Genomic DNA, 11,732 nt, shown 5'->3' on the forward strand with positions numbered 1-11,732 from the left:
ACGAAACAGGACTCCCGGAGCCGTCATGTAATCCCCATCATGTGACGGCTCCAACCAACGGTCCAGACGGGAGTGGCCGGGGCCGTGCAGGTTCTACAGCTCGTCGGCTGAACCTGACGGCACCGGGAAAGCGGTGGTGAGTGGTGACGTGATTAGGGGCTGAAAGGAGTTGTCAGGGGCAAAATAGCAGTTAAGCGGACTAATTAACTCTGATTGAGTTGCCATTATCGTGCCCTCAGTCAGTAAGGACGGTCCTCCATGCCTGATTTCCTCGTGCTGTTCTTCGCGGGGACCGCCGTCTTCTTGGGTGCGGCCCTTCAAGGGGGGATGGGCATCGGGCTCGCCCTCGTCGCCACTCCCGTGGTCCAGATCCTCGAACTCATCAACGGGTGCGTCATCCTGCTTGCCGCGATCGTTGCGGGCATCGCGCCGTCCCGGCTGCCCCGCAACCGGTTCACCCTGGTGGGTTCGGGGATGTTCGCCGGGCTGGCCGGCACCACCGCCTCCATCGGCGGCCCACTCATCGCGCTGGTGTCCCCCCGGCTGCCGGGCCCCGTCATGCGGGGCAGTCTGGGGGTCTTCTACGACCACGAGTTCCTGCGCGGTCTGATCGAGCAGGACCGGATCCCCGACGACGTGCGGATCTCGGTGCTCGTGCAGGCACGCGACGAGCTGATCAGACGCATGGTGGAGAGCCTTGAGGGCGCCCCACGCGCCACGATCCACCTCTACAACGCGACATCGCCGACATTCAGGAAACTGGTGTTCGGCATGACCAGAGACGAGTGCAAGGACCTCGCCGTCCAGGGCACCAGGCTGATGATGAAATACGCCGACAAGACGCTGGCCGGCTGCGACCTCGGATTCCAGTATTCCCCCGAGCTCTTCAACGACACGGAGCTGGACTTCTCCCTGGAGGTCTGCGAGGCCGTCATGGACGTCTGGCAGCCCGAGCCGGGACGGGAGATCATCCTCAACTTCCCCACGACCGTCGAACGCACCCTGCCCAACGTCTTCGCCGACCAGATCGAATGGCTCGGACGTCATCTCTCGCGGCGGCGGGGAACTCTCCTGGGCCATGCCGGACCTGCCGGTGGACCCCGCGGACGTGGGCCGCACCTACGAGGCGGTCGTACGGATCAACAGCCAGTCGGGCAAGGGCGGCGTGGCCTACGTCATGAGCACCTGGCACGGCCTGCACCTGCCACGCGACCTGCAGATCGACTTCGCGCAGGTCGTCCAGCGGCAGGCGGACCAGGAAGGCATGGAGATCACGCCCGACCGGGTCGGGGAGCTCTTCGAACGCGAGTACCTGTCGGTGGCACGCCTCTCCGCCCCGCTGGCCTCCAGCGGCGAGCAGATGGCGACCGTGCTCCACATCGACGGCGAACCGTTCGACGTCGGCGGCACGAGAACCGACGCCGTCGAGACCACCCGGGCGATGCTGGCCCGCAGGGGCGTCGACGTCCGGGCCGTGCACCGCACCGGCGTCGGCGCGCCCAGGGACCGGGCTCCCGAGACCGCGGTGGCCGTCTACGCCGAATGCCGCATCGACGGGAGGACCTTCTGGGGGGCCGGCATCGAACACGACGTCGAGACGGCGGCCCTGTCGGCCGTCCGCTCCGCCGTCCGCCGGGCACGTCTCGTCGGCTTCCGGAACATCGAGATCCCCGGGCCGAGAACCTCGCGCGCGGCCGTCGCGACGGCCCGCTGACAGCGATCCGCTCCACCCGCGGCTCGTTCGGGGACCGTGCACCGTCTCCACCTCACCGACTCCCAGGAGTACCAATGTCCGCTGACCTCAGCGCGCCCCCCGTCGAGGCCGACTTACACCACCTGCGTGAAGTCGAGGACGTCGATCCCCGCGACCCGCTCCTGCGCCTGGGCCGGCTGTTCGACATCGGCTCGATGCCCGTGCCGCACACCCCCGACGACAGCGGCGTCTACGCCATCCACGGCACCATCGGCGGCAGGAAGGCCTACGCCTACTGCACCGACGGCACCAGGATGGGCGGTGCGATGGGCAGCGAGGGCTGCCGGCACATCGTCGACACCATCGAGGCCGCGGTGCGCGAGCGCTGCCCCGTGATCGGCCTGTGGCACTCGGGCGGCGCCCGGCTGGCCGAGGGAGTCGAGGCACTCAACGCCGTCGGGCAGGTGTTCGCGGCGATGATCCGGGCCTCGGGCAAAGTACCGCAGATCTCGGTGGTGCTCGGACCCGCCGCGGGCGGCGCCGCCTACGGGCCCGCCCTGACAGACGTGGTGATCATGTCGTCCGCCGGCCGGGTCTTCGTGACCGGGCCCGACGTCGTCCGCAGCGTCACCGGGGAGAACATCGACATGGAGAGCCTCGGCGGGGCCGAGGCGCACGGCCGTAAGTCGGGGGTCGTTCACGTCACGACCGGCTCCGAGAGCGAGGCCTTCGCCAGGGCGCGGAGCATCACCTCGCTGTTCGCCGGCCCCGGACACTTCGACCTGCGGGCCGTCCGCGAGGAGAAGGACCTGCGGGCACTGCTGCCCGAGCGGCCCCGCCGGGCCTACGACGTGCGGCCGCTGGTCAGGGAGATCCTGGACCCCGAGGTGTTCGAGGAGCTCCAGCCCAGATGGGCGCCCAACATCGTGGTCGGCCTCGGCCGGCTGGGCGGACGGACCGTCGGCGTGATCGCGAACAACCCGCTGCGCAAGGGCGGCTGCCTGGACTCGCTGAGCGCGGAGAAGGCCTCACGGTTCGTGCGCATGTGCGACGCGTTCGGCGTGCCGCTGGTCGTGCTGGTCGACGTGCCCGGCTACCTGCCCGGCGTGGGGCAGGAATGGGACGGCGTGGTCCGCAGGGGCGCGAAGCTGCTGCACGCCTTCGGCGAGTCGGTGGTGCCGCGCGTCACCCTGGTCACCCGCAAGTCGTATGGCGGCGCCTACATCGCGATGAATGCCAGGTCGCTCGGCGCGACCGCCGTGTTCGCCTGGCCGCAGGCCGAGGTGGCGGTGATGGGCGCGGAGGCGGCCGTCGGCATCCTGCACAGGAAGAAGCTGGCCGCCGCGCCCGACCACGAGCGGGAGGCGCTGCGCGCGCGGCTCATCGAGGAGCAGACGAGGGTGGCCGGCGGAGTGGGCCGCGCGATGGACATCGGCGTCGTCGACGAGGTGATCGACCCGGCGGTGACCCGGCGCAGGCTCGCCGAGGCGCTCGCCGCGGCCCCCATGGACCGTGGCCACCACGGCAACATCCCGCTGTGACCTACCGAACACAAACGATGGAGAGACGATGAGCACCAATGACGATCTGTGGATCCGGCGTTTCCACCCCGCCAACGGGGCCGACGCCCGGCTGGTCTGCCTCCCGCACGCCGGCGGTTCCGCGAGCTTCTACTTCCCCGTCTCCCAGGCGCTGTCACCGACGGTGGACGTGCTCGCCGTACAGTATCCGGGCCGCCAGGACCGGCGGGGCGAGCGATGCATCGAGAACATCGGCGCCCTCGCCGACGAGATCGCCCGGGTGCTCCGGTCGTGGACGGACCGGCCCCTCGCGCTGTTCGGGCACAGCATGGGCGCGATTCTGGCCTTCGAGGTGACCCGCCGCCTTGAACGGGACGCGGACACGGTCCCCTTCGGCCTGTTCGCCTCCGGCAGGCGGGCGCCGTCGACGCGCCGGGCGGAGAGCGTGCACCTGCGCGACGACGACGGCATCGTGGCCGAGCTGAAGCGGCTGAACGGCACCGACTCGAGCGTGCTGGGCGACGACGAGCTGCTCCGCATGGTGCTGCCCGCCACGCGGAGCGACTACCGGGCGGTCGAGACCTACGTCTGCGAGCCCGGTGCCACCGTGCGGGCCCCCATCACCGTGCTGACCGGCGACGCCGACCCCAAGACCACGCTCGACGAGGCCCGCGCCTGGTCCGCTCACACCACGGGCGACTTCGATCTGCGGGTCTACTCCGGTGGCCATTTCTTCCTGACCAGCCACGCGAAGGACATCAACGCTGAGATCGCACGATATTTCGCTCTAAGGAGGAACGGAAGCCTCATCTGACGGCCCCGCGAGCCCGCGCGGCACGCGCGGCCCGTTCCGCCTGGTGGCCCAACCCGGACGCGATCTACCGGGTGTCCACCACCCAGCGGGGCAGGCTCCACGCGCTGCCCGTCGCACGTCACGATGGTAACGATGGCCGATTCGAAAAACGGGGGCAAGGATCTGCGGATCGGCGGACAGAACGGCGCCCTGCCACAGCCGGCGGCGACGGCGGCTGTGACAGGGGCCGGGCATGTCAGCCGAGACGCCAGATCCGTACGGTGTCGTCACCGCCGCCGGTGACCGCGATGGGGCGTCCGTTGAGCTCAGCCACCGCGGCGCCGAACACGTTGTGGTCGTGGGCCTTGAACGGCCTGCCCACCGCCGCCCCGGTGTCGAGGTCGTGCACCTGGGCGGTGGCGTCGTTGCTGCCCGAGACGACGACGGTGAGCGACCCTGCCTGGCCGACCGCCAGGCAGTAGACCCAGCCGTTGTGGTCCAGGATCGGTGGGCGTGCCTCACCGGCGCCGGCGGCGTCGTCGATGTGGATCTCCTGAGCGCCACCGGCCGACAGCACAACGAGCCTGCCGTCCAGCTCAGCCGTGGTGACGGCGGAGATCTGGCCACGCTGGGTGAGGAGCGTCTCGCCGGAGCCTGAGCGGAGTGGCCAGCGGCGCACCGTTCCGTCGGCGCCCCCGGTGAACACGACCGGCTCGCCGTCGAGTTCGGCGGTCGCCAGCCCGAACACCGCGCCGTCGGCGGCCCGGCGGGCCTTGCCGATCGCGGCGCCGGTCCTGAGGTTCCACAGGCGCAGTCTCCCGTCGCGACCACCGGTCACCACGACGGGCTCGCCGTCGAGCTCGCTCAGGGCGAGGGAGAAGACGGGGGCGGCGGCGTCGATGGGCCCGCCGACGGCCTTGCGCGTGGCGAGGTCCCAGCGGCGCACAGTCCCGTCGTCGCCGCCGGACACCGCGATCGTCCGGCCGTCCAGTTCGGTGACCGCGACCGAGCGGACCCAGTTGGTGTGCCCGGTGAGCGTGGCCAGCGGTTTGCGGGTGGCCAGGTCCCACAACCGGACGGTGCGGTCGTTGGCGCCGGAGACGATGACGGATCTGCCGCCGACCCGGGCGATCGCCACCGCCTGCAGGTCGTCGCGGTGGCCGCGCAGCGGGCCGCCGACCGGCGCGCTCTTCCCGTCCCCGCCGACCGGGGTGGGGGTGGCGGCGGGAGACGGCGACCGCGTGGTCTGCGGGGTCGCCGAGCCCTCGGGGGACGGGGAGACAATGGGGGGTGCCGACCTGTCTGAGGAAGGGGAGATGCTGGAGATCGGTGGAGAGCCGGTCAGCGCGACGGAGCTGGGGTCGGTAGGTCCCTCTCCGGTCCCGGACAGCAGCGGCGGGAGCACGAAGACTCCGGCGGAGACCACGGCGGCGGCGGTGACGGCGGCGGCTCCGATCAGCCACGGACGTGACCGGCCTGACCCGCTCGGCACGGTCGCGCCCGGGAATCCCGTCGGCAGACCGGAGGGGAAGGCAGGGGCGGTGGGACCGGGTGGTTGCGGGTGCTGAGGCGCGGTGTCCCGCCCAGGTGGTGCGGACTGCTCAAGTCCAGGAGCCTGCCCGAGACGTGGCGACTGCTCAAGGCTCGGAGATCGCAGGGGTGGCGGAGCCTGCTCGGGCTGTGCTGTGGAGACGCTCGTCGAAGGCTGGCGGATCAGCTGGAACAGCAGGTCGGAGGCCTGGGGGCGGTCGGTGGGAACCTTGGCCAGGCAGGCGTGCAGCAGCGGCCGCATGCCCTCCGGCACCCCCGACAGGTCGGGCTCGGCGGTGAGGACGCGGTGGAGCACGGCAGGGATGGTGTCCTCACCGAACGCGGGCGCGCCGGTGGCGGCGAACACCATCGTCACGGCCCAGCTGAACACGTCCGAGGGGGCGGCGGCGGGCTCACCGTGGATCTGCTCGGGCGACATGTAGGCCGGCGTTCCGACGACGCCGCTGGTGTGGGCGAGCGTGACGTCCAGCGCCTTGGAGATGCCGAAGTCGATGACGCGTGGGCCGTCGGAGCTGAGAAGCACGTTGGCCGGTTTGAAGTCGCGGTGCACGATGTTGGCCTGATGGATCGCGACGAGCGCGGTGGCGGTGCTGATCGCGATGCGCTGCAGGGCGGTGCCGCCGCGCGGTCCCTCGCTTTTGACGGCCTGTTCCAGCGACGGCCCGTCGATGAACTCGCTGACCACGTAGAGATGGTCGCCGCTCTCTCCGGTGTCGAGCACCCGGGCGGTGCAGAACTCGGCGATCTGCCGGGCGACGGCGATCTCCCGTTGGAAGCGCAGCCGGCCGGTCGGGTCGGCGGCGAACCTCGGGTGCAGCATCTTGACCGCGACCCGCTCACCGGCCTGATCCCGGCCTAGATAGACGGTGCCCTGGCCGCCCTCGCCGATCCTAGCCTCCAGCGCATACGGACCAAGGGCCACCGGGTCGCCCGGCCGCAGGGCCGTACCAGTCATTGTGTTTCCCCTCGGGTACGGAGCCCGCTCGGACTGGTTCGGCGATCCATGCCCCGCCGTATGGCGGGTGGGAGACGCGCCGAATCTTGGACAAGAGCATGCCATTACCGGGAAATCAGGCCAAACGCCTTTCGTTTCCTCCGGCTGGCGTAAGATCCGGGTCTCGGCGTGATCGGGATTCCCGCCCGGTCGGACGGGCTCCGGTTCATCCGGGGCCGTCGCTGATACCCACCCGTGGGAGCCCAGGGGGAACGGCATGCGCAGGCGATGGCTCCTCGTAATGATCACTGCGGTGGCCGCGCTCATTGTTATCGCTGTGTACGCGCTGATGGTCGCTCCGAGCGAGGTGGTGGCCTCCTTACCGGAGCGGTCCGGCGTCCCCGGCAGGACGGCTGGGGACCCGTCGTCCGCCCCGACCCGTGCCTTCACTCTCATTCCGGCCCCCACGGCCACGCTCACCCCCACACCGACCTCACCGGGTGACCCCGGTCAGACCGCGACGAGGTATTTCGCCGCCTGGCAGGCCGGTGACCTCTCCTCCATGATCGGCCTGGTCGCCGACCCGCCGGCCGACTTCGCCGAACGGCACCGGCGGTTCGACGCCGAACTGCGCGTCTCGTCGTTGTCCCTCAATCCCGGCGAGCTGCGCCGTCAGGGTGAGGAGGCGGCCGAGGTCTCCTTCCGGGGGGTGCGGGAGGTGACAGGGCTGGGCCGGTGGGTGTTCTCCTCGGCCCTGCATCTGACGCTGCGGGCCGGCACCTGGAAGGTGCTCTGGGCACCGGAGACGCTGCACCCTCTGCTCAAGGACGGCGGGAGCCTGCGGCTCAAGGAGACCCAGGTCCACCGACCGGCCACACTCACCCGGGAGGGTCTGCCGTTCCCCCGTGACAGCAGGGCGGGCGACTACTTCACCGGGCTGGACGACACGGCGGTCGATCTGGCGCTGGAGGAAGTGTCCTCGGGCCGGGTGTTGCTGGCCTCTCCGGCCCCATCGCCCGCGGCGACGCGGAGCACCATCTCCCAACCCGTGCAGGCCGCCGCCGCCCGTGCTCTGGACGGCGTCGAACGGCCCGCCGCGATCGTGGCCGTGGACGTCCAGACCCGCCAGGTGCGCGCGGTGGCGGACACGCTGGGCGGCAAGCTGGCGTTCAACGGCCTCTATCCGCCCGGTTCGACGTTCAAGGTGGTGACCGCCGCCGCGCTGCTCCGCAGCGGCCTTACCCCGGAGTCGCCGGTCGCGTGCCCGGCGGCCTACACCATCCCGAACGCCAGGGGCTTCACCAACGACGGCGGAGCCGATCACGGCACCGTGACCCTCACCATGGCTTTCGCGCTCTCCTGCAACACCACCTTCGTCCAGCAGGCCTACGAGCGGCTGCGCGAGGATCGGCTGCGCGCCGAGGCCGCCGACCGCTTCGGATTCCGGGAGAAGCCAGGCCTGAGCTCCTGCCGGATCAGGCCGGAGGGGGTCCCGGACGAGCTGGGCTCCGACGCCATCGGCCAGAACTCGGTGCAGGCCAGCCCGCTCTGCATGGCCGAGGTCGCCGCCGCGGTCGCGAGCGGCGTCTGGAAACCCGCGACCATGACCGCCGACCCCGCCGCCGACTCACCGCCCCCGGTGCCGCTGGACGAAAACGTGGCCGCCGGCCTGCGCGCGATGATGAGCGCCGTGGTGACCCAGGGCACGGCCGCCCAGGCCGGCCTCCCGCCGGACACCGCCGGTAAGACCGGCACCGCCGAGGTCGACGGGGCGGAGCCGCACTCCTGGTTCATCGGCTACCGCGGCCCCTTGGCCTTCGCGGTGTTCGTCCAGAACGGCGGAAGCGGCGGCAGGGCGGCGGCACCGATCGCCGCGAGCTTCCTCAAAGCCCTCTGACCCGATCTCCGGGATGAAGTCCCCTGAGGCGGAGTCGGCGTGCCCGCGAGAGCGGCGTCTCGGGGGTGAAAGCGATCCTGCTCTACCCGATGAACGCCCTGGCCACCGACCAGGCGCACCGGATCAGCTCCTACCTCGACGGCCCGGCGCTGTCCGGGGTGAGCGCCGGTCTCTACATCGGCGACACGCCCTCCACCGAGTTCGGCCACGTGCTGACCAAACGGGCCGACATCCGGCGGGCCAGGCCCGACGTGCTGATCACCAACTACAAGATGCTCGACCTGCTGCTCCAGTGCGCCGACGACCTGCCGCTGTGGGAGGTCTCGGTACGTCGGTCGCGAGTTCTCCCGCCCGGGTGGGCACGGGGGCGACCGTCACGCCATGTCAACGTCAGGCCGCCGAGCTCGTTGCGCCACACCGGAGTGACGGTGTCGCCGCCGGCGAGCGCCGCGACGACGGCGGGGACGGCCACGGGGCCGGTCGGGATCTCGGAGATGACGGGGCGGCTCATAGGGACGCGATCTTCCCAGTGAGCGGCACCGGTGACAAACGGTTTTTCGAGGGAGAGGCGGTCTGCCGGTGAGGCCCGAGCCTGGCTGCACGTCGTGGGCCGGGGCCGCTACCAGGTCCCTCCGGGACGGATGGTCCCGTTGCTGGTGGTGCTGGCCGCCTCCCGGCCCTGAACCCGTCCGGCACACGATCCCTGGAGAGTGCTCATACGCAAGACATTCGTGATCCTTTACCGCTGCTGCTGGGTGCTCTTCTTCGCGCAGCTCGTGGCGGGGTTCTTCTTCGACTTCTCCTGGATGTGGGGCTGGATCCCGCTGGGGTTGGCGATCGTCCTGCAGTTCGCGGTGAACCGGCAGCCCGTCCTGCCCGACCCCTCGCGGGCCGTCGAGGTCGGCCTGCCGGTCACTGGCCGCTGGCCCGCCCTCAACAGCCCGGCCGACAAGGTCCCCAGTCACGGCACCCACGGCTACGGCCAGTCATACGCCATCGACATCGTGGCGGAGCCGGAGGATCAGGCCCGTCCCCGCTTCGGCTGGTGGCCCGTCGTCCGCCGCAACCGCGACTTCCCGGCCTTCGGCGCCCCGCTCCTAGCCGTCGCCGACGCCACCGTCGTGCGTACCACCAACCGCCACCGCGACCACCTTCAGCGTGGCTCGCTGGCCGTCCGTGAGGGTGACCGGGTCCGCGCGGGCCAGCCGCTGGCCCGTTGCGGAAACTCCGGCAACTCCACCGAGCCGCATGTGCACTTCCAGCTGATGGACGGCCCCGACCTGGATGTGGCCCACGGAGTCCCCTTCTCCTGGCGTGGAGTCGGCGTGCCCGGTAACGGCGAAGTCTTCTCGGCCGACGAGGAACCCGCGATGCCGTGAACCGGCGCGGCCGATCACCACGACGGGATCGCCGTCGAGAGTGGCCACGTGGTTCACGTCTTCAGGGGCGCAACGCCGCGAGCTGCTGCTCGAACGGGACGACATCGTCGAGCCGCCCGGCGTCGATCGGTCCGGCGGCGGGCGGCCGGCGCAGCATCAGACCGGCCAGCTCGCCGCCCGCGCGGACGACGCGGGCGGCCAGGCCGTCGGTGCGCGCGTCCCCGCCGGTGCCCCAGTCCTCCGACGCCGCGTACACGGCGGTGGGTACCACGAGCGCGCGCAGGTAGACGAAGAGCGGGCGCAGGGCGTGCTCGAGGGCGAGCGAGTGCCGCGCCGTACCACCGGTCGCCGCGATCAGCACGGGCTTTCCGGTGAGCGCGGTGTTGTCGATCACGTCGAAGAACGACTTGAACAGGCCGCTGTAGGAGGCGGTGAAGATCGGCGTCACCGCGATGACGCCGTCCGCCTCCGTGACGGCCTCGATGGCCTCGCGGAGGGCGGCGGCCGGAAAGCCGGTCACCATGGCGTTGGCGATGTCGCCGGCGAGGTCGCGCAGCTCCACCACGCGCACCTCGACCGCGGCCTCCCCGTCCGCCAGGCGCCGCTCGGTCGCCTCGGCCAGCCGGTCGGCCAGCAGGCGCGTTGACGACGGCCGGCTGAGACCGGCCGAGACGACCACGAGCTTCAGGGGCTTCATCGGAATCCTTTCGGTGCGGGACCCCGTCCCAGGGACGGGGTCCGCCACGGGACGGTCATCAGGCCGGGGAGCCGGCGGGGACGGGCGACTCCGTCCCGTCACCGGCGTCGCGGCGGGCGACGAGCGCCGCATGGGTGGGGCCGTCCGGCACCTGGCTCGGCCGACCGGACGCGAACTCCTTGCGCAGGACGGGCACGACCTCCTCGCCGAGAATGTCGAGCTGCTCCAGCACGGTCTTCAGCGGCAGGCCGGCGTGGTCCATCAGGAAGAGCTGGCGCTGGTAGTCGCCGAAGGAGTCCCGGAAGGTCAGGGTCTTGTCGATGACCTCCTGCGGGCTGCCCACCGTGAGCGGGGTCTGGTCGGTGAACTCCTCCAGCGACGGGCCGTGGCCGTACACAGGCGCGTTGTCGAAGTAGGGGCGGAACTCCCGCACGGCGTCCTGGGAGTTCTTCCGCATGAACACCTGGCCGCCGAGCCCGACGACGGCCTGCTCCGGAGTGCCGTGGCCGTAGTGGGCGAAACGCTCCCTGTACAGCTCGATCAGGCGGATGAAGTGCTCCTTGGGCCAGAAGATGTTGTTGGCGAAGAACCCGTCGCCGTAGTAGGCGGCCTGCTCGGCTATCTCCGGGCTGCGGATCGAACCGTGCCAGACGAACGGCGCGACCCCGTCGAGAGGCCGGGGCGTCGAGGTGAACGACTGCAGGGGGGTGCGGAAACGGCCCTCCCAGCTCACGACGTCCTTGCGCCACAGCTGGTGCAGCAGCGCGTAGTTCTCGATGGCCAGCGGGATGCCCTGGCGGATGTCCTGCCCGAACCACGGGTAGACCGGCCCGGTGTTGCCCCGGCCCAGCATCAGGTCGACGCGCCCGTCGGCCAGGTGCTGCAGCATCGCGAAGTCCTCGGCGATCTTGACCGGGTCGTTGGTGGTGATCAGGGTCGTGGCGGTGGAGAGGATGAGCCGCTCGGTCCGCGCGGCGATGTAGCCGAGCATGGTCGTCGGCGACGACGGCACGAAGGGCGGGTTGTGGTGTTCGCCGGTCGCGAAGACGTCGAGCCCGACCTCCTCGGCCTTGAGCGCTATGGCGACCATCGCCTTGATCCGCTCGCGCTCGCTCGGCGTCCTGCCCGTGGTGGGATCCGTGGTGACGTCGCCTACGGTGAAGATCCCGAACTGCATCGTGTTCACCATTCTCCATGTCATTGAAGTTTCAATCATGCTGAACGCCGTGACACGCGGATTATTCCCGGCGCCCCGTGCCCGGTCGAGC

The 11,732-nt window shown here is 70.7% G+C and carries 10 protein-coding genes and 1 pseudogene; 8 read left to right on the forward strand and 3 right to left on the reverse strand.

Annotated elements, in window-relative coordinates; all coding sequences use genetic code 11:
* Positions 1–558: 558 nt before the first annotated feature.
* The 4 genes and pseudogenes from ACIN94_RS29865 to ACIN94_RS29880 form a co-directional block, all read left to right on the forward strand.
* Positions 559–993, forward strand: a pseudogene (locus ACIN94_RS29865) (2-isopropylmalate synthase); the annotation flags it as partial.
* A gap of 85 nt (positions 994–1,078) precedes the next feature.
* Complete coding sequence (locus tag ACIN94_RS29870; protein ID WP_400713346.1) at positions 1,079–1,714, forward strand: hypothetical protein; 636 nt, start codon at positions 1,079–1,081, stop codon at positions 1,712–1,714.
* A gap of 74 nt (positions 1,715–1,788) precedes the next feature.
* The gene (locus tag ACIN94_RS29875) at positions 1,789–3,234 is read left to right on the forward strand and encodes an acyl-CoA carboxylase subunit beta (protein WP_400713349.1); all 1,446 of its coding nucleotides are present in this window, start codon (positions 1,789–1,791) and stop codon (positions 3,232–3,234) included.
* Between the two features lie 28 nt (positions 3,235–3,262).
* Complete coding sequence (locus tag ACIN94_RS29880) at positions 3,263–4,027, forward strand: thioesterase II family protein (protein WP_400713266.1); 765 nt, start codon at positions 3,263–3,265, stop codon at positions 4,025–4,027.
* Between the two features lie 235 nt (positions 4,028–4,262).
* Here the strand turns inward: ACIN94_RS29880 and ACIN94_RS29885 are convergent, their stop codons facing one another.
* A complete protein-coding gene (locus ACIN94_RS29885) occupies positions 4,263–6,512 on the reverse strand; it encodes a protein kinase (protein WP_400713269.1) in 2,250 nt (749 codons plus the stop codon).
* Positions 6,513–6,768: 256 nt separating this feature from the next.
* On the opposite strand from ACIN94_RS29885, the gene ACIN94_RS29890 reads away from it, so the two are divergent.
* The 4 genes from ACIN94_RS29890 to ACIN94_RS29905 all read left to right on the forward strand — a co-directional run bounded on the left by ACIN94_RS29890 (position 6,769) and on the right by ACIN94_RS29905 (position 9,767).
* A complete protein-coding gene (locus tag ACIN94_RS29890) occupies positions 6,769–8,388 on the forward strand; it encodes a penicillin-binding transpeptidase domain-containing protein (protein ID WP_400713272.1) in 1,620 nt (539 codons plus the stop codon).
* A gap of 65 nt (positions 8,389–8,453) precedes the next feature.
* Positions 8,454–8,921 carry a hypothetical protein gene (locus ACIN94_RS29895; RefSeq protein WP_400713275.1) on the forward strand — a complete coding sequence of 156 codons (468 nt, stop codon included), beginning with the start codon at positions 8,454–8,456 and terminating at the stop codon, positions 8,919–8,921.
* Between the two features lie 9 nt (positions 8,922–8,930).
* Positions 8,931–9,071 carry a hypothetical protein gene (locus ACIN94_RS29900; RefSeq protein WP_400713278.1) on the forward strand — a complete coding sequence of 47 codons (141 nt, stop codon included), beginning with the start codon at positions 8,931–8,933 and terminating at the stop codon, positions 9,069–9,071.
* Between the two features lie 48 nt (positions 9,072–9,119).
* On the forward strand, positions 9,120–9,767 hold the full coding sequence (locus ACIN94_RS29905) for a M23 family metallopeptidase (protein WP_400713281.1): 648 nt from the start codon (positions 9,120–9,122) through the stop codon (positions 9,765–9,767).
* A gap of 61 nt (positions 9,768–9,828) precedes the next feature.
* On the opposite strand, the gene ACIN94_RS29910 is transcribed toward ACIN94_RS29905, so the two are convergent.
* Together ACIN94_RS29910 and ACIN94_RS29915 are read right to left on the reverse strand one after the other, a co-directional pair.
* The gene (locus ACIN94_RS29910) at positions 9,829–10,464 is read right to left on the reverse strand and encodes an FMN reductase (protein ID WP_400713284.1); all 636 of its coding nucleotides are present in this window, start codon (positions 10,462–10,464) and stop codon (positions 9,829–9,831) included.
* A 58-nt stretch (positions 10,465–10,522) separates the two neighbouring features.
* A complete protein-coding gene (locus tag ACIN94_RS29915) occupies positions 10,523–11,641 on the reverse strand; it encodes an LLM class flavin-dependent oxidoreductase (RefSeq protein ID WP_400713287.1) in 1,119 nt (372 codons plus the stop codon).
* Positions 11,642–11,732: the final 91 nt, after the last annotated feature.

Source organism: Streptosporangium sp. NPDC087985 (genome assembly GCF_044741965.1).
Lineage (GTDB): Bacteria > Actinomycetota > Actinomycetes > Streptosporangiales > Streptosporangiaceae > Streptosporangium.

Coding starts and splice junctions, on each gene's coding strand:
- ACIN94_RS29915 (WP_400713287.1), bottom strand. CDS start 11,641: ATGCAGTTCGGGATCTTCACCGTAGGCGACGTCACCACGGATCCCACC.
- ACIN94_RS29885 (WP_400713269.1), bottom strand. CDS start 6,512: ATGACTGGTACGGCCCTGCGGCCGGGCGACCCGGTGGCCCTTGGTCCG.
- ACIN94_RS29910 (WP_400713284.1), bottom strand. CDS start 10,464: ATGAAGCCCCTGAAGCTCGTGGTCGTCTCGGCCGGTCTCAGCCGGCCG.
- ACIN94_RS29890 (WP_400713272.1), top strand. CDS start 6,769: ATGCGCAGGCGATGGCTCCTCGTAATGATCACTGCGGTGGCCGCGCTC.
- ACIN94_RS29880 (WP_400713266.1), top strand. CDS start 3,263: ATGAGCACCAATGACGATCTGTGGATCCGGCGTTTCCACCCCGCCAAC.
- ACIN94_RS29875 (WP_400713349.1), top strand. CDS start 1,789: ATGTCCGCTGACCTCAGCGCGCCCCCCGTCGAGGCCGACTTACACCAC.
- ACIN94_RS29870 (WP_400713346.1), top strand. CDS start 1,079: ATGCCGGACCTGCCGGTGGACCCCGCGGACGTGGGCCGCACCTACGAG.